This window comes from Thalassobacillus pellis (genome assembly GCF_016908295.1).
Taxonomy (GTDB): domain Bacteria; phylum Bacillota; class Bacilli; order Bacillales; family Halobacillaceae; genus Thalassobacillus; species Thalassobacillus pellis.
In genome coordinates this window covers 1,047,825-1,065,974 of the sequence record NZ_JAFBDO010000001.1, presented here as the reverse complement: position 1 = coordinate 1,065,974, position 18,150 = coordinate 1,047,825, and the positions used below count along the sequence as shown (strand labels likewise).

Genomic DNA, 18,150 nt, shown 5'->3' with positions numbered 1-18,150 from the left:
TTCCCCGGGAGAACCATTATTTGGTTGTCCTGGGGAAGTTTTTTGTTTGCTAAGAATGTTGCTGTTCATCGTATTGGTTTTTGTAATGTTCTTTTGCTTTGAACTCGTGTACCAGACGTATGGTAGGTTTCAGTATGAACTGGAAACTTGCCACTACGAATAAAGTGACTCCCCAGTGCTTCAAAGGCTCAAAATAAAAGAAAATACTGCCGATAAAGAACCATAATCCTAAGGTGAAGTCATTAATGGTATATAAATTATGATATATTTCTTTATAAAAATTAGAATGATCTTTCATTCTTTCCTCAACGTATTCTTCTCGGGTCTGTTCGTTAATGGAAGCATTTGACTGTTGGTTATCCGAACGGCCCATTGTGATCCCTCCTATTCGTTACAATATACTTATAAACGCTTTACCGGGTTACGAAACCTATAACCTCGGTCATGCATCATTATTACCCTCATATGGCAGGAAAATAATGAAAAACATCGAAAAAAAGTAATGAAGTATATTTTCGCTGATGGGGGTCAGGAAATGAGCAAGCTTTCAACAAGAGAACGGGTACTTGTATTGAAAAGCCTTTTAGAAAAGTATACCGATGAAGATAATGAATTAACCCTAAATGAAATTGTCGATTTACTACATGATGAATTTGACCAGCAATATGATTTCAATAAACGTTTGATCAAGGATGACCTGCTTATATTTGAAGAGTCTGAAGTGATCGATCTGATCGTCAATCAGGAAATGAATGGGAAGCCAAAGTATTACAGTTATCAAAACCGACTGTTCGAAATTCAGGAGCTTCGCCTGTTAAGTGATGCAGTAATTTCGGCGCGTTTCATTACCAAATCGGAAAAAGCTAAGTTGATCGATAAAATCAAACAGTTGACCAGCATGCATCTGGCGGAAAAGTTGGAAAATCAGATTCATATGGACAATGAAACCTCCCACAGCCAGTCCAATATGGTGAAGTACATCATTTATGATTTACATAATGCCATCAATGATCGAAAGGCGATACAATTTCAATACGGACGGTATAATATCCACAAAGAATTTCTGTTAAGCAGGGGCGGGAAGGTTTACGGGCTGCATCCCTATGCCCTGGTATGGAACAGAGATTATTATTATCTGATCGGCTGGTCCCGGGAACATGAAGAACTTCGTCATTTCCGTGTTGATCGTATGGTCAAGTTAAATGTGACAGATGAAAAGTTTGTGCAAAAAGAAGACTTTGATATATCTAAATATACACATCAGCTATTCCACATGTTTACCGGAAAGGAACAATGGATTGAAATCAAATTTGCCGACAAACTGATCAATGTCATCATTGATCGTTTTGGTAAAAACATTCCTATCAAAGCAGGGGATGACGGTTATTTTTCAATTAAAACAAAAGCCGTTATCAGCGATGGCCTCGTCGGCTGGCTGCTGACATGGGGGGAAAGTGCTGAAGTTCTTGCTCCGGAGGAACTGAGAGAGCGTATGAAGCAGGAAGCTGAAAAAATTTATCATCTCTATCATTAATAAATCTTACCTGGAAATTAGCGGGAGACCTTTGCATTTTTTTGTAAAGGTCTCCTTTTTATGGGGTGATACGATTTATTTACATTAACAAACCAGGAGGTTGGTAAATTTATGAACAGGACAGCAGAATTTGTTTTAGGTCTTATTGGTGGAATATTTGGTTTTATTGGAGCTATCATGGCACTTTTTCTAGGTGGTCTTGATGCAGCATTAAACAGTACTGGTACTAGTGAAATCAGTGGATTAGGCTGGATGGCATTCCTGTTTTCCATATTGGCAGTAGTAGGTGCAGTTGTCGTACGGAACAAAGCGAAAGCAGGCGGAATCATGCTGATCATTGCAGCTGTTGGAGGTCTTATCAGTATTTCCATGTTTTATCTGATTCCAGCCGTGTTAATCGGCATCGCAGGTATCATGGGTGTCGTAAGAAAAGATAAAACAGCTAAAGCCCAATTAAGTGCTTAAAGTGGTAATCTCTTTAGAAGGGAAGAAAAAATCATGAAATGGATAAAAACAATAGGGTTAACTTTATTTGCAGCCATCCTGATGAGTGGGTGCGCAACGGAAAGTTCTGTAGAAAAAGTGGATGGAAAAGAACCGGCTGAAACAGAAACAGCAGATAAAAAGGAAGAAAAAACAAAGGAGTCCTTCACGCTGGGAGACACGGTAAGCTTTGATAAACTGAACATTACCTTGACCTCTGCCAGGGTGCTGCCAGGCGATGAGTTTTTTACGGCAGAAAACGATAAGTTTCTGGCAGTTGAATTGAATATAGAAAATACCGGTGAAAAATCAGCTGCCATTTCAACGATTATGAATATGAGTCTGATGACAAGTGACGGTTACCAGCAAGACCAGGCTATTGCAGCTGATGGGAAAGGAAGTCTTGATGGAGAACTTGGGGCCGGGCGCAGTATGAAAGGCGAAATAGTTTTTGATGTTACCGAATCGGAATACTATGAGTTTATTTTTGACGATCCATTCACGAATGGGCAGGCAATTTGGAAAATAGAAAAGAACCAGATTAAAAAATAAGATAGATTAATAGAATAATAAGAAAAGCAAAAAATTGAAGTCGCATGTTAGTCAAAAGTCTGCTGTATCAGCAGGCTTTTTAAAAACTATAAATATCCCGTAGGGCAGTATTCTTCCAGTTCCAGCGCCTACCTCCTCGAGGTCTTAAGCCGATCCTTTCTGTGGCAAAAAAAAGAAAGTACCCTAGTTATCCAAAATGGATTGCCTCCAGGGTACTAGAGGCATAGTTGATGGTCCGGCGTTAATGGATTCGTCATTTAAACCAGCCTTTTTCTTTGAAACGGGAAATGGCTTCTATACGGTTGCCGACTTCCAGTTTATCGAGAATGACAGAAATATAGTTACGAACAGTTCCGGGTGTGATGTACAGCTGTTTGGAAATTTCTTTTGTGTTTTTTCCATCAGCCATCAGCTGGATGACTTGTTTCTCCCGCTCCGTCAGCGGGTTTTCATCACCGTAAGCCATGTCGACCAGTTCCGGCGCAAAGACACGCTGGCCGTCCATAATGGTACGAATGGAATTTGCCAGGTCCTCGCTAGGGCTGTCCTTCAGCAAATAACCTCTTACTCCAGCTTTTTGTGCCCGCTCAAAATAGCCTGATCTTGCAAAGGTCGTCAGGATGATAACCTTGCAAGGGTGATCTTTTAGTTCCTCTGCAGCTTCCAGTCCGCTTTTCATCGGCATTTCTATATCCATGATACAAATATCAGGGCTGTTCTCATGAACAAGGTTAACTGCTTCTTCTCCGTTCTTAGCTTTACCGATTACTTCCATATCTTCTTCTAAATCCAGCAGGGAGCCAAGCGCACCTAACAGCATTCCTTGATCTTCAGCAATGATAATGCGAATCACGTTAATCCCTCCTGTTTGGATTGTTGGATAACATTCGGAACTCTAATATGCAGGGTTGTTCCGTTCGATGACTCAATTTCCAGGGTGCCGTTGACGAATTCAAGTCGTTCTCTCATACCTTGAAGCCCATGTCTTTGTTCGGTTTTCACTTTATTTGAGATTCCTATTCCATCGTCTCTAATTGTAATATGGGTTTCTTCTCTTGTCTGTTCGATGCTAACCCAGCATGTTTCCGCCTTGCTATGTTTTACAACGTTGGTTATTGCTTCTTTCAAACTCATGCTGATGACGTTTTCTATGAGAGGAGGTGAATGATTCAGACTTGCATCACCTTCCAAATGAAAGGCAATACCAGCAGCCTCAAGGAGCTGTTTGACCCGGATGATTTCATCCTCTAATTTAGCGCCTTTCATACTTGATACCATTTCACGCACCTCTTTTAACGCATGCCGGGCCGTTTGGTGAATATCCTGAACTTCTGATTTTGCTTTTTCTGGCTTTGCATCTATCAATTTTTTCGCCAAGTCACTTTTCAGGCCAATCAAAGAAAGTTTTTGTCCAAGTGTATCGTGTAAATCACGGGCAATCCGCTCCCGCTCTTCAATAACCCGCAGCTGAGAGATACGCTTATTTGCATCCTCAAGCTGGCCTTCGAGCAGAATCCGTTTATTACGGAAGTAAATGGTAAAAGGAAGTAAAATGACGCCAAGAACACTGATGATGATAAACGGTAATTGTGGGAAAAGTTCATTATATTTTTCGATAAATACAAAGGTGATCGTTGTTACTGTGCTCACAAGGTGAATGATGTACAAGATGATGAATCCTAATCTGTTTTTGAAATTGCCGATAAAGAATGCGAGAAACAAAGAGAAATAAATGTATCCAAACAGAATGGTCATCACGATACTTATTGTCATCTCGATACCCACCCACACATAGACCATCTTGCTGTCGGAAATGAATGACAGACGATAGGCAAGGAAAAACAACAGCACCATGATAACGCCCAGGATTATATCTCGAATCGATGACGATCTAAATATGAAAAAAAAGGGCAGGCCGCAAAAGATGATCCATATATAGATGCTAAGGCCTGTATTCTTTGGGACGATGTGATACCAGTTCTGCATAAGGCACTCCTTCTTATTTGTCCTGTTTCATTATATGTATATTTTACAGGAAAACACCCTTCCATGCTTAACGGAAGGGTGTTTAGGCTGTAAAAATCATTTCTGCTGGAAGCTCGGACTTTTATGAGCTATTTTTGCTGTTGTCTTCTTTGGCTCTTTCAATAAATGTTTTACTTCTTTAAAGCTGACAAACTTTTTATTCTTCTCATCATAAAGACGGAAGCGAATTGATTCAAGGCTGGTAGAAAGAGTGATCGTAGTTGCTTTTTCCAGCGGCGGTGTGGACTCATGGGCTTTTTCCAGGTGGTAGTTTGGTACTTTCGGGCTTAGATGGTGAACATGATGGTACCCGATACTGCCGGAAATCCACTGCAGCACTTTCGGAAGCTTGTAAAAAGAACTCCCATCGACAGCAGCTTTGACAAAGTCCCATTCGTCTTCTTCCTCAAAATAAGAATCTTCAAATTGATGCTGTACATAGAACAGCCAGATACCTAGCATGCCAGAAATATAGAGGACTGGACCTTGAATGAGAAGAAATGCTTTCCACCCGATCAGCCAGATCATCAGACTGTAAATAATCACAATTGCCAGGTTGGTAAGGTGGGTATTTCTTCGTTCCTTTTTCTTAGCATCTTTACGGTTGTGACGGTTTGTAAAGAAAAACAGGTATAGTGGACCGAAGCCGAACATTAAAATTGGATTACGGTATAATCGATACGCCACACGCTGCCAAATGGAAGCTTTTCTGTATTCCTCGACGGTCATTACCCAAATATCACCGGTACCGCGTTTATCCAGGTTACCGCTGGTAGCGTGATGGATGGAATGCTCTCTTTTCCATTTCTCGAAAGGGAATAGGGTGAGAACACCTGTAATATTCCCGACGACACGGTTCCATTTATTATTTTTGAAAAAGGATTGGTGGGTGCAATCGTGGAAGATGATGAAAATCCGGACAACGAAACCACCAGCTATAGCAGCTAGTGGAAGCGCAAGCCATACGGAGATGGCAAGGCTTTGATAAGCAATAAACCAGATCATGAAAAATGGGATCAGCGTGTTTAAGAGCTGTCGGACGCCAGCAACTGTATCAGGCTTGGCGAACGCAGCAACATTTTTTCTCAGTTGTGCTTGTTTGTTTGCGCTCATATTGTTAACTCCTTATCATTACAGACTTTTTTGATAAAAAATTTCTCGCAATTTAATTTCTTTCTTAATGATAGAAAAAAAATGTCATGGTTGTAAGACATAAACGTCAGGTAGGACCCATGATATTTATCATGGGTGGAGAAACAGAAAAATCCATAATATCCGATATGTGGATATTATGGTCGTGCACACGAACCCTGCCTGTTTTTAGGGAGGGTCTACGACCAAATGATGATACGCTTAAGATACCAATCATTTAGGGGAGTGTTGTTATATGAGTGGAAATGTCACTTTTTCTTATTCCCATCAATATCCTTATGTACCGACTAATGGGAAGGAATCTGTATTTGTATTGTTCGAGTTTAAAGCCGCCAAGGCCAAAAAACTTAACCGTTTTCCTATTAACTTATCTCTTGTCCTTGATCGAAGCGGCTCTATGTCCGGAAAACCGCTCCAATATTGTAAAGAAGCAAGCAAGTTTGTAATCAACCAGTTATCTGGGCAGGATGTGATGAATGTCGTTATTTTTGATGACCAGGTAGAAACGGTATTTCCACCACAGCATGTAACTAACAAGGATTTTCTTAAAAACAAGGTTGATTCCATAGCAACAAGGGGGATGACAAATTTAAGTGGAGGATTAATGGCCGGTAGCCAAAACATCATGAAACAGGCGACAGAAAACTATGTCAATCGTGTTATCCTGCTTTCTGATGGTCTGGCGAATGTGGGAATTACTTCTTATGAAAGGTTGAAAAAATTGGCTGAAGAATATAATACTGCAGGTACAATCATTACCACGATGGGTGTCAGTAAACATTTTGATGAAGAATTAATGGAAGGAATCGCTGATGCTGGTAAAGGGAACTTTCATTTCATAGATAAAGTAGAAAAAATCCCGGATATATTTGCGGAGGAACTGGAAGGGCTGCTTTCGGTGGTTGCCCAGAATCTATCTCTGACGATCAAGCCGGCAGAAGGAGTAGTGGTTGATCGTGTTTATGGCTATGAACCGAAAGAATCCGAAGCAGGAATAGAAGTGCGGTTAGGTGATATTTATGCTGAGGAAACGAAATCACTCCTGCTCGAGTGTAAGATTCCACCCCATGGCGAGGGAATTAACAATATTTTCCATATAGAATGTTCCTTTGTGGATGTGACGGATGGATTAAATCACTACAATTTTCAAAATGAAGTCCCCATTCACTATACCTCTGACATTGAAAAGTTATCCAAAGCCAGCAACAAGATGGTAGATCACCAAGTGGAAATTACTAAATCGGCTCAAATCCTGGAGAAAGCTATTCTCCTTTTCGATGAAGGAAATATCGAAAAAGGAAAGAATCTATTATATAGCAGCGCTATAAATTTGCAAAACCGTGCAAATGAACTTGGAGATGAGGAGCTTTTGGAAGAATCGGAATCCATTCTTGAAAAACTCGCTGACTTTGATTATTCAAAACAGACCAGAAAAACGCTGCATGCTGAGAAATATCGGCAGATGAAACGGAAAAAACGGAGCTGAATGTAGGAATTGTGCTCTGCAAAAAGGAGGGCAGCTATGGTTTCAGAGGAAAGGCTTCTTCCAGTGACCACTGACAGCGAGCGGGTTCATTCCATTCATTCGAAATTGGTAAGTAAGAAAAAAGTTATAGAGAATAACAAACTAGCCTATTATGACAAGGAAAAGGATCGTCTTGAAGCCGAACGCTATTATCAGGGAATTGATTTTAGTAATTCTAGCGCAGGAGCGTTACGTCATACACTGACAAGGCTTTTAAAAGAAACCCATTCCCATCAGGTGCGTTATGACCCGAGCGAATATGTTTATCCGTGGGTGGATCTACGCTCTGATGGGAAGCTTAAGAGTGTTTATTCAGGCAGGGTAAGGGACGCAGAAGAAGTTATCTGGGAAGACCATCAAGTTTCTTTAAAGCGCAGGGAACAGCTTTTGCAGATAGAGGAATTAAATAATAGCAGTGTAGAAGCGATTAAGGAAATGATGAAATATAACTGTGAGCATGCTGTACCCCAGTCCTGGTTTAATGAACAGGAACCGATGCGAGGAGACATCCATCACCTTTTTACCTGCGAGCCAGTATGTAACTCAATCAGAAGTAATTATCCCTACCATGACTTTCATGGTTACCAAGGCAAAGAAGTGAATATGCAGCGTATTGAAAAGCAGTGTGGTAAAGCCGAAAACAACTTTTTTGAACCCGAATATGCAAAGGGCACAGTAGCCAGGGCAATGCTTTATTTTTTACTAAGATACCCAGGGGAAATGGAAGCACGATACAGGCAAAAAATAGATGTCGGTCTTTTATTTAAATGGCATGAAGCCTACCCTCCTGACATTTATGAATTTCACCGTAATCGTGCTATTCAGGAAATACAAGGCAATAGAAATCCATATATTGACTTTCCCAAAAAGATGATAGTTTTGAAAAGGATTGAAGGTTGTTAATCCAAAATGTTCCACGTGAAACATTACTAATCTTTTAATTCTTTGAGTATATCTTCTGCAAAATGCCCAAGCTGCCCTTTACTGTAAGCCTTGACGACCTCGGGGAACAGAGAAGATAAAGCTCTTTCCTTGTATCTGTCTGGAAGTTTCTGTTCTTTAAATGCCTTCTCAAGTTCAATCGATGCTTTGACAGCTTGATAGGTAGCAAGTTTGTTGACGTGAGTCACCATTCCTTCGCTGCCTTTTTCAATTTTTCCGATAGGGTTAAAGAATTTCATGAAATCTTTCGTGAATTCTTCTTCGGAAAGAAACAGTCCATTGCCATTTGTACGCAGGTCTGCAGCGTGACCCATAAACTTTAATCCTTGGATATTAAGATCTGGATAAGCTTTTTTCAGTTCATCTGTATTTAACGAAGTTGCCATGTTTATGAAGATAGTATCATAGGGTATCTCCTGGTAGGACAAGATTTCCGTCATGAATGGGTAAATACAATTCGCCGGGATAGCCAGGAAGAGATAATCACATTCTTTTATTTCAATAGGAAAGCAGTTGGGATGTGAGTCTATGAATGTAGTGATTCGTTCGCGAGATGGGTGATAAATTCCAATTGGAGTGTTCGTCTTCTCCCAAAGCTTAATCATTGCGCTGCCTAACTTACCAATTCCTGCAAGACCTACCTTTATATTTGTCATCACGATCGCCCCCAGTTGAGTTAGTAGATGGTAGCCATTATAACAAGAGCCTGCCTTCCTTTACATAGAACAAAGAATTGGAGGATATTATTATGCATTTATTAAAAGAACAGTATAAGTTAATCAAGGATACCAGAGAGTCACTTTTTCAATTTTGTGATCAAATACAAGCTCAGGATTATGTTAAGGAAATAGAGGGTTTTGGTTGGGGATCTATAAGGAATCTGCATGTGCATGTCGCGGAATGTTATCATTCCTGGTTAGGGAAATTCGGGTTAAAGGAAAGCGCTCAGATGGTCGACCTGAATAAAGTAGGAAATGCTAAAGAAATGAGAAAGCTTTTTAAAGAGGTGGATGAGTTGGTGTTTCGCTTCTTGGATACTTATGAAGGAAGGTTTGATCAAAAAATATCAGGGAAAGTTTCCTGGCAGGAGGAAGAGGAACAGTTGACGCCCCTCTGGTTGTTCACGCATACCATGACGCATGAATTCCACCATAAAGGGCAAATTGTTTCAAGGGCGCGTCAATTAGGATATACGCCTACAGATACTGACTTAATTCCCCCGGAAAAGCACATATAGAATCAGAGCGCTATCCGATTATATTGGATAGCGCTTTTTTATGTCTCAAAATTATAGAAAATGGTGTGGATAACACTTACAGAGTTCTTCCTCTAGATTCAGCACCTGCCCCCTGGATGCCTTAAGCCAGGCCTCCCCGTGACAATAACGTACGGCGAGATTGCCCAATATATCGGTGGTGAGCAAGACACTTCCAGCGTTTGATTTTGCAGGGTGCTCTGACCTACCTTTGTACCGGAAAAAATGCCCTAGTCTGATGAGGCGATCGGTCTGTTTTTATTTTTTTACAAGGAGACCAGAGAAAAAGAAAGAATTATGTATAACAATCTCGAAATTAAAGAGGAGGTCCTTCATTGAGTAAAAAGAAGAAAGTTGCAATGTTTTGCAGTTCGCTTGTATTGACTGCAGGATTAGTCACACCCGTCTATGCTGATTCGTCAGGTACAAATCCTGGAACACCGGTCAACCAAAACTACTCCATCTCAGGATTTATCAGTCATGAGGAATTGAGCAATAAACTGACCCAAATTGAAAATAGCAGTCAAGGGGTCGTCGATGTGGAGGTTGCCGGCTATTCTAATCAAGGCCGGGAAATCTATACAGCAAGAGTGGGAACAGGGGATAAAGTGCTTCTTTTGCAAAGTGAAATCCATGGGAATGAGAAAACTGGAACAGCTGCTCTTTTGAACATACTGCAGGATCTTGGCTCCAATTCTCCCGAAATGAAAAAGTTAAGAGAAGAGGTAACGATTGTTGCGATGCCGATGGTGAATCCGGATGCAACCGAACTGAATCGTCGTGGTAATGATATGTCTTGGAGCGAAGTGGTGGAAGACTTTCCGCAATTAAGTGAGGCTGAGCCTTCCTGGAACTACTATACTTATACAAATAAATACTGGGATTATGCCTCCAATCCAGGCTTTGATATGAACAGGGATTTTAATCCCGATTTAGATTATGTTCCACAAGCCGAGGATTTTCCTGGGAACTCCTCTTTGCCAGGATGGTATATTACGCCTGAAGCTCAGACGGTCCGCGATGTCTATAAGGGTTTAATGGAAGAATTCGGTAAAGTAGATGTATTCGTTGATCTCCATCATCAAGGCGTCTATAACATCAAAGGGAGCGGTGAACCAGTAACCCTTTCTATCTCCGCTGAATTTGTCCCTCACCCGGAAAGTGAAGCAGGGGAGAAATATAGTGAGTATGCAGATACTTATAATGAGGAATTTTCTAAACAATTGAACGTTGCTGCATATGAGGCACTACAACAGCGTGGGAATTCCCCATTTGGCAATATATCGCTGTATCCGCAAAATTTAGACCTGCCTGGTACAGCGTTAGGCTCTTTCGCCCTTAACGGAAGTGGTGCTGTGCTATTTGAAGTTACTGGTCAGACACAGAGCTATGGGCAGAAAAAGAAAGGCCAATTAGTAAAGGCAGTTGAGCTTGGGGTTTACGGCATCATTAACGGTGTAGCAACAGGAGATGTCTATGAAATTGATGCTGACCGCTATGATGATATACCATTGACTGATCGCGATCAGGATTATGGTCTATAAGAAAATCTATAGAAAGCCAGACCTGGGTTATATTCAGGTCTGGTTTTTTAAAATTCATATAGGGAGATCATGGAGAGTGTGTGTAAAATGTTACAATAGGAGGAAAGACATGGTTAGGGGAGTATAAATGGAAAGAGAACAAAAGCTTATATTAAACTCTAATTCAACTAATCTATTAAAAGAGCTGACATCATCATTAGAAACATGTGATCGTTTCTATTTTAGTGTAGCATTCATGAACTTTAGTGGAATACAGCTTCTTCTAGAGGCATTAAAAGCAACAGAAAAACGCGGAGTATCCGGGCAAATTATAACTTCAACTTACTTAAATTTCACCGATCCAAAAGCATTAGAAAAGGTAAGGGGATTCAAGAATGTGGATTTAAAAGTTTTTGTTACGGACCAGACTATCGGATTTCATACGAAAGCATATATTTTCGAATATGGGAGCTATTATAAAGTGTTCATTGGTTCGTCTAATGTCACGCAATCGGCATTGAAAAGTAACGTCGAGTGGAATGTTGAAATTATTTCCAAACAGGATACTGCCTTTATGAAACAGGTAATTAGTGAGTTTCAGGCTTTATGGAAACGCAGCAATGAAGTAACAGAGGAATTTTTGCACGATTATAAGGAATATTTCCTTAATTTGCAGCGAATGACCAATAAAGAAAGCCTTATTTATGAAAAAGCTGCATACATAACTCCTAATTCTATGCAGAGAAGGGCGATGGATAATTTAAATAGGTTAAGAGGAATAGGCGAGAAAAAAGCACTTGTAATAGCTGCAACAGGTACGGGAAAAACCTACATGTCAGCTTTTGATGTGCGACATTTTAGGCCTAAACGGTTATTGTTTGTGGTACATCGTGAAGAAATCCTCCAAAAAGCAAAGGAAACATTTGAAAAGCTGATGCATGGGTTTGATATTTCTTTTGGACTTTTGACTGGGACTCAAAAAGATAGTAACGCAGACTATATCTTTGCGAATATTCGCACTCTATCGAATCATTATCATAGGTTTAATCCTCATGAGTTTGATTATATCATCTATGATGAGGCACACCACGTTACCGCTGATTCATATCTAAGGGTAATCGACTATTTCGACCCCGTTTTTATGTTAGGAATGACGGCCACGCCAGAGCGGGGAGACGGACACTCGATCTTTGATTTGTTTGATCAAAATGTTGCACTCGAGGTGCGTCTCCACGATGCCCTAGACGATGGCATTGTCGTCCCGTTTCATTACTTTGGAATTACAGATATTGATGAAATAGATTTAAGTAATCTTTCCATTGATGATGTACAGGAGATTGCCAGGCGTCTCCAAATTAATGAGCGAGTAGACTTTATTATTGATAAAATGGAATTCTATGGACATGATGGCAAAAAGCGCAAAGGGCTTGGCTTTTGTGCCACTCTCGAGCATGCACGTTTTATGGCTGAACAATTTAATCAAAAAGGCTATCCAAGTGCTTTTCTTTCAGGTGACGATTCTTCAGAAGTAAGGCGGCAGTGTATTAAAGAACTGGAGAATGAGACTAACCCCCTGCAATTTATATTTACTGTGGATATTTTTAATGAAGGGGTGGATATTCCTTCTGTGAATACGGTACTGATGCTGAGACCCACTAACTCACCGATTGTTTTTATCCAGCAACTGGGGAGGGGTCTGCGCAAATATCCTGACAAGCACTTTTTGACTGTACTCGATTTTATTGGAAATCATACGAAAGCATTTCTAATAGCCGTCGCCTTAAATGGAGAGCGTTATTATGATAAAGAAAGCCTCAAAGTAGCTATATCGACTGGTTTTGCTCATTTGCCAGGTGCTACCCATATTCAAATGGATAAGATATCAGCCGAACGGATACTAGAGCAAATAGATCAAGAAAAATTCATGTCAAGCAAATACCTGAAAGAACAATACTTTGAGTTTAAAAAAATCAGACAAGGGAAGGTTCCCTTCTGGCTTATGGACTATTATAAATATGACGGAGCACCTGATCCGGTCAAGTTTATTAGAAAAGAAAATACGTATGTGAATTTTATAGCTAAAGCTGAAAAAGATAATGAGTTAAAGCTTTTGTTGGCAGATGATTTATTTGAAAAATCTTTAAAGTGGCTGTCCAAAATGCTTCCAATCAAACGTCCGTTTGATTTTGTCATTATACATTACTTACTTGATCACGATTCGATAACCCTAAAGAAAGCAAAAAGGGAGATATTGAAATGGGTGGAGGGAGTAGCAGAAGAAAATATACGCCACTCGATGGAGTTTTTGAATCAGGACTATTTTGATACTCGTGAAAAAAACGACGTCCCAAAACTCTTCCATTGGGATGGAGAGGTGTTACGAAGAAATTCTGTCCTTAAAGCAATCTTGTCCAACCCGGATTATTATGATTATTTCTTTGATGTTATTGAATATGGGTTGTTTCGTTATGAAAGGGAGTTTGGAGCTGCTAACTATGGGAGACCACATTTTAAATTATATGAACAATATACAATGGCCGAGGTTGCTTTACTGTCCAATTATAGAAAAAGCCATTCTTCGTTTCGTGGCTCAGGACTTTTAAAGAATGACAGGAATTACTTTTTATTTGTTGACTTACACAAAGATGCGGACATAGATGAGAGTGTAAACTACAATGACCAGTTTATTACTCCTATTCAATTTCAGTGGGAAACGCCGAATCAGACCTCTCAAGCTTCTCCGATCGGACAAAATATTATCAAAAATGAGGAAAATCGTATTAACCTTCATCTGTTTGTCCGTAAATACAAAGAAATCGAGAGAGGAATTCGGGAGCCATTTATTTATATCGGGAAAGGAAATACAATTTCATATTCAGGCAATAAACCCATTGAGGCGCAACTGGAATTAGAGCAGCGAGTACCAGAACAGCTATATGTTGAACTCACTGAAAAGGTGTAGTTGGACAAAAGCCATCTACACCTTTTCTTCCATTAGTTGTTCAACAGCAGGAATATCTGCTGGTGCCCAATTTAGTGTTTTTAAATTATCACGTTTAAGCCATACAAGTTCAGAATGTTCACTCGCAGTTGGCTCCCCGTCTATAAGGTTTGCTTTTAAAGCAATTAAATGAATAATGAAAGAGTCGTATTCATGAATATTATCATTAAAAACTTCTTGTGCTTTGATTACGCAAGAAAGCTCTTCCTGTATTTCACGCTCTATTGCCGTTTGCAGATCCTCGCCTTCTTCAACCTTTCCACCTGGAAACTCCCACATATTAGGAATGGGCATTTCCGGTGAGCGGAGAGCACATAGAATTTCATCCTTATTGTTTTCGATGATGGCAGCAACAACTTTAACTTTTTTCTTCATGAGAACAATCCTTTCTCCAAAAGTCTAAACTAATGATATCATATAGATTTCTGGGGGAAAGACAGTTACCTTTTGGAGGAAGCAGAGGTGTCCCCACCGAAAAAAGCAAAGGATGTGGACAGAGCCGCTAAAACGTTGATTTCTGAACACAAAATTTAAATGGTATATATCGATCGTATTTTATTTGGGTAAGTTTTTGTTCCAACACATTTTTTCTTACGTCTGCTCCTCAGATATAGTGGTATTTATTTTAGGCGGTTCAAATCCACCAAGTCTGTCCAGTAATTGAGCAGGGTCATTATCGACAATTGCCATGGAACGATGTTTTTCGTCTAGAAATTTTTCTTTTGCCATATGGTTGAATAATTCGATAAGAGGGGTATAGTAGTTGTTTATGTTGAAGAGTCCAAAGGGTTTTTCATGTAATCCTAACTGTGCCCAGGTGAAAATTTCAAAGAATTCTTCCAGTGTTCCGGCCCCGCCTGGTAAAACAAGAAATCCATCTGCAAGTTCGGCCATTTTGGCTTTTCTGTCATGCATGGATTCTACAACGATTAACTCGGTTAAGTTTTGATTCGTCCGTTCTTTCTTATCCAAAAAGTCTGGCATTACACCAATGGCTTGTCCTCCATTCTCCATAACTGTACTTGCAATTGCTCCCATGATGCCTATGCTGGATCCTCCGTAGACAAGCGTTATATTTCTTTTTGCCATTTCTTTTCCAAGTAATGCAGCGCCTTGTTCATAAACTTCAGATGCTCCACTCCTGGAACCACAGAACACTGCCATTTTTTCCACTTCATCCGCCTCCTTAAAATACGTCTCCCATATATTCTATTCTTCTTTCTATGCAACAAAACCTGTAAGAATAAACTTCTTTTCAATTACTGACTGTTTTGGACGAAATAGAACTAGTGGACGGCTTTGTACTGGAGCAGGATTTCCAAATATTAGGCACCCCAGGGGTGTTTTTAGGAAGCAAAAGTAGAAGGTGCTTGGGTATTGTAATCAGTTGTCCTTTGCTGGATGCCCTTTAGCTTTTCATTGTGATCTTCTGTAAATACTGCACCCATATCCGGAAAAACAGCGATTACAAATGAGAAAAAGTCACTTTGGTAGCCTTCATACAGAAGTGTCTTGACTTTTTCATGAGAGGACGATCCTGATTGAACAATCGTTTGAACAATTTCTGAAAAGTGGTTCATTTTCGGCTGTAGGATGGGGACAAACAGGGTCAGCACCGCGACTTGCTGAAGGCTGTTCTTCAAATGAAGAAAACAGACAATCCGGCATTATAAGAGACATATAACAGGTAAACCTAAAAACCCCGGAACAACAGGGTTGCTGTTTCCGGGGAAAGGATCAGGAGACTGCACCGACAATCCAAAGCATAATAGGGACGGTAACTAGACTTGCGAGCGTTGTCACGAATGTACTATAGGATACGAGTTGCGGTTCTGTATCAAATTGTAGGGAGTACATGGTGGTATTGGCTGCTGTCGGCATAGCAGCAAGGACAATTAGAATACTCGATAACATGGCATTCAAATCCAGCATCATGGTCAGCAGAAAAGCTAATATTGGTGAAACAACCAAACGAATAGAAAAGATAGTGGACACCTCTTTCCAGTTGACGACACTCCTGGTCAGTGTCGCCAGCTGCATACCCAGTACCAGCATGATAGTGGGTATGGTAGCATCTGCGACCATATTTACTGCCTGCATAAGAAATTCAGGTAGCTTTATATCAATAAATTGCGTGGACAATCCAAGTATTACTGCATAGTTGATCGGCATTTTTCCGATTTTAATAAGCGAATCTTTCACACTATAATCAGCCGTGCTGCTTCCTTTTGCCGCATAGTAGAGCCCCACTGTATTCATCAATAATGATTGGATGACCATCATGATGATGGCAAAATCTGCTCCTGCTTCTCCATAGGCGAATAAAATAATCGGTACACCATAGTTTCCGCTATTCATAAACACACTGGCCAGCATCAGTGCCGACGACTTGGATTTTGACTGGCTTTGGAGTTTAGCTATGACGTTTACCAAAGTGATCAATATGACCATCAATAATAAACAGAAGATAAGGATGTAAAAGTAGTCAATCGTTACAGGGTTTGTATAAAATGTCTCGAATGCAAGGAAAGGGTACATTAAATACAAGGCAGCAGTAGAAATGGAATTTCTATCAAAGCCAATTTTCTTTTGTCCAATATATCCAATCCCAAAGATGATAAATGCCGGTAGTACTATTAAAATAACTTCCATATATTTCACCACGTTTTTATAAATAGAAATAGCTGTCCTTGAAGATTTCCAAAGACAGCCACTCCGTTATCAAGAGTACTTCCATTAATTAAACATCAAATTTGCTTAATCGTATACTAATTTGCCTAATGCTAGCTAAATAGAGGTATAATCAAGCCTGCCAGCAATAAAATCAACGCTCCGCCGAGGCGAGAGGAAATTTGCGCAAATGGCATCAATTCCATTCTTCTTGAAGCTGAAAGTACAGCCACATCCCCTGTACCTCCCATATTCGCCATACACAGACCGGCGGTGATAGCTGCTTCAATAGGGTAAAAACCTACAAGCTTTCCAAGTATTCCTGCACCGAGAATGGCACCAAGAACAACACCGAAAACGGTCAGAATATATGGAAGGGTCAACGCTTCCAGAACGGTATTCAAGTCCGTATAAGCAATTCCGATTCCGAACAGGAGGGCAAGTGTCCAGTTATTGGCAACGAATTTGTACCACTGGCTTGCTCCATCAATGACATTTTTTGGTATGATATCAGCGATTTTTGCAATGGCTACTACAATAATCATCAATGCGTAGGGGTGAAGGGGAATGAAATCTCCAAGTAATCCCCCGATGGCAAAGAAGGTAATAGCAGCGAGCAGCCCTATCCCCATTTTTTGAATGTCATAGGTCTGCTTTTCTTCCTTGTAACTGAAACCTCTTACCAGTTGACCATTCCCTGTCAGAGATGGAATTTTATTCCCAAGCATATTTAAAATGCTTGCAAGGATAATAGCAAATACGTTTCCTAGCGCAAGTGCCGGGACTAAAATGGAAATATAATAGCTTGGATCATTTCCCATCATTTCGGAATAAATCTGGCTCATAGGAACGGCACCAGCTCCCATGCCACCGCCCATGATAGGCATCGTAATCACAAGTACTGCATCTCGCAGGGAAAAACCGGCCAAGGAACCTAAGAAGCCGGCAATTACCATAGCCCCTACAACTGCTCCGATAATCGGCACGAAGTAACGCAAACCTACCTTCATAAGAATTCTCTTATTCATACCTAGTATACTACCTGTAATCAATGCAGCAATGTAGAAATTCAGAAAACCCCCGTCTTTCATGAACTGGGTCATTGTAGTAATTGAAGCATCGGGCAAGAGCCCTGCATACACCATGAATGCAGCTCCAAAAATGGCTACTATTGCACCGCCGCCAAGAAATGTCTTAACTATAGGGGTGTGGTCGCCAATCCAACCAAGCAGCTCACCAAACACTATCATTAATAACAAACTACCAATCATACCTCCGGGTAAATTACCGGTATATAGGCTGATAATGGTTATAGCAGCAAAAAATCCGAACCAAAGCACCGGCATACTAAATATTTGGATCCCCTTCGATACAGTACTGGCTTCTTGAACAGAATCTTTTTCTGTACGATCGTGAGTCATTTGTCTTGCCGTTTCTCCCATTAATTACACTCCTCAAAAAAATTTTCACAGAAACCGCTTACAAGTG

Annotated in this window: 18 protein-coding genes; 8 read left to right on the top strand and 10 right to left on the bottom strand. The window is 40.3% G+C overall.

Annotated features, from left to right (window positions below; genetic code table 11):
* Positions 1-49: 49 nt before the first annotated feature.
* Entirely contained in the window at positions 50-373 is a 324-nt protein-coding gene (locus tag JOC33_RS04945) for a YrhK family protein (protein ID WP_205091336.1), read from the bottom strand.
* A 162-nt stretch (positions 374-535) separates the two neighbouring features.
* Here JOC33_RS04945 and JOC33_RS04940 point away from each other — a divergent pair, with 162 nt between their 5' ends.
* The 3 genes from JOC33_RS04940 (at position 536) to JOC33_RS04930 (ending at position 2,569) form a co-directional block, all read left to right on the top strand.
* Positions 536-1,534, top strand: coding sequence for a helix-turn-helix transcriptional regulator (locus tag JOC33_RS04940; RefSeq protein ID WP_205091334.1), 999 nt, complete (start codon positions 536-538; stop codon positions 1,532-1,534).
* 111 nt (positions 1,535-1,645) lie between these two features.
* The gene (locus JOC33_RS04935) at positions 1,646-1,999 is read left to right on the top strand and encodes a DUF4064 domain-containing protein (protein WP_205091333.1); all 354 of its coding nucleotides are present in this window, start codon (positions 1,646-1,648) and stop codon (positions 1,997-1,999) included.
* Positions 2,000-2,032: 33 nt separating this feature from the next.
* A complete protein-coding gene (locus JOC33_RS04930) occupies positions 2,033-2,569 on the top strand; it encodes a DUF4352 domain-containing protein (RefSeq protein ID WP_205091332.1) in 537 nt (178 codons plus the stop codon).
* 253 nt (positions 2,570-2,822) lie between these two features.
* Here JOC33_RS04930 and JOC33_RS04925 read toward each other — a convergent pair whose 3' ends face one another.
* The 3 genes from JOC33_RS04925 to desA form a co-directional block, all read right to left on the bottom strand.
* Complete coding sequence (locus JOC33_RS04925; RefSeq protein ID WP_205091331.1) at positions 2,823-3,422, bottom strand: response regulator; 600 nt, start codon at positions 3,420-3,422, stop codon at positions 2,823-2,825.
* Positions 3,419-4,555, bottom strand: a complete 1,137-nt coding sequence (locus JOC33_RS04920; RefSeq protein WP_205091330.1) for a sensor histidine kinase — start codon at positions 4,553-4,555, stop codon at positions 3,419-3,421. Before JOC33_RS04920 ends, JOC33_RS04925 begins: the two co-directional genes overlap by 4 nt.
* Before the next feature lie 96 nt (positions 4,556-4,651).
* Positions 4,652-5,707, bottom strand: coding sequence for a Delta(5) desaturase DesA (gene desA, locus JOC33_RS04915; RefSeq protein WP_205091329.1), 1,056 nt, complete (start codon positions 5,705-5,707; stop codon positions 4,652-4,654).
* A 274-nt stretch (positions 5,708-5,981) separates the two neighbouring features.
* Between desA and JOC33_RS04910 the strand changes: the two genes are divergently transcribed.
* Together JOC33_RS04910 and JOC33_RS04905 are read left to right on the top strand one after the other, a co-directional pair.
* The gene (locus JOC33_RS04910) at positions 5,982-7,232 is read left to right on the top strand and encodes a vWA domain-containing protein (RefSeq protein ID WP_205091328.1); all 1,251 of its coding nucleotides are present in this window, start codon (positions 5,982-5,984) and stop codon (positions 7,230-7,232) included.
* A gap of 36 nt (positions 7,233-7,268) precedes the next feature.
* Positions 7,269-8,174, top strand: coding sequence for an endonuclease I family protein (locus JOC33_RS04905; RefSeq protein ID WP_205091326.1), 906 nt, complete (start codon positions 7,269-7,271; stop codon positions 8,172-8,174).
* Positions 8,175-8,200: 26 nt separating this feature from the next.
* Here JOC33_RS04905 and JOC33_RS04900 read toward each other — a convergent pair whose 3' ends face one another.
* The gene (locus JOC33_RS04900) at positions 8,201-8,869 is read right to left on the bottom strand and encodes a hypothetical protein (protein WP_205091324.1); all 669 of its coding nucleotides are present in this window, start codon (positions 8,867-8,869) and stop codon (positions 8,201-8,203) included.
* Between the two features lie 89 nt (positions 8,870-8,958).
* Here JOC33_RS04900 and JOC33_RS04895 point away from each other — a divergent pair, with 89 nt between their 5' ends.
* The 3 genes from JOC33_RS04895 to JOC33_RS04885 all read left to right on the top strand — a co-directional run bounded on the left by JOC33_RS04895 (position 8,959) and on the right by JOC33_RS04885 (position 13,953).
* Positions 8,959-9,450 carry a DinB family protein gene (locus tag JOC33_RS04895; protein ID WP_205091553.1) on the top strand — a complete coding sequence of 164 codons (492 nt, stop codon included), beginning with the start codon at positions 8,959-8,961 and terminating at the stop codon, positions 9,448-9,450.
* A gap of 353 nt (positions 9,451-9,803) precedes the next feature.
* Positions 9,804-11,012: a M14 family zinc carboxypeptidase gene (locus JOC33_RS04890; protein ID WP_239533974.1), complete on the top strand. Its 1,209-nt coding sequence runs from the start codon at positions 9,804-9,806 to the stop codon at positions 11,010-11,012.
* A 127-nt stretch (positions 11,013-11,139) separates the two neighbouring features.
* Positions 11,140-13,953 (top strand): DEAD/DEAH box helicase, encoded by a 2,814-nt coding sequence (locus JOC33_RS04885; protein WP_205091322.1) that lies wholly within the window; start codon positions 11,140-11,142, stop codon positions 13,951-13,953.
* A 15-nt stretch (positions 13,954-13,968) separates the two neighbouring features.
* On the opposite strand, the gene JOC33_RS04880 is transcribed toward JOC33_RS04885, so the two are convergent.
* The 5 genes from JOC33_RS04880 to JOC33_RS04860 form a co-directional block, all read right to left on the bottom strand.
* Positions 13,969-14,367, bottom strand: coding sequence for a (deoxy)nucleoside triphosphate pyrophosphohydrolase (locus tag JOC33_RS04880; RefSeq protein WP_205091321.1), 399 nt, complete (start codon positions 14,365-14,367; stop codon positions 13,969-13,971).
* Between the two features lie 216 nt (positions 14,368-14,583).
* A complete protein-coding gene (locus tag JOC33_RS04875) occupies positions 14,584-15,165 on the bottom strand; it encodes a TIGR00730 family Rossman fold protein (protein ID WP_205091320.1) in 582 nt (193 codons plus the stop codon).
* Positions 15,166-15,338: 173 nt separating this feature from the next.
* Entirely contained in the window at positions 15,339-15,608 is a 270-nt protein-coding gene (locus JOC33_RS04870; protein WP_205091319.1) for a hypothetical protein, read from the bottom strand.
* A gap of 121 nt (positions 15,609-15,729) precedes the next feature.
* Entirely contained in the window at positions 15,730-16,644 is a 915-nt protein-coding gene (locus JOC33_RS04865; RefSeq protein ID WP_205091318.1) for an AEC family transporter, read from the bottom strand.
* Positions 16,645-16,775: 131 nt separating this feature from the next.
* Positions 16,776-18,104, bottom strand: a complete 1,329-nt coding sequence (locus JOC33_RS04860; protein ID WP_205091317.1) for a 2-hydroxycarboxylate transporter family protein — start codon at positions 18,102-18,104, stop codon at positions 16,776-16,778.
* Positions 18,105-18,150: the final 46 nt, after the last annotated feature.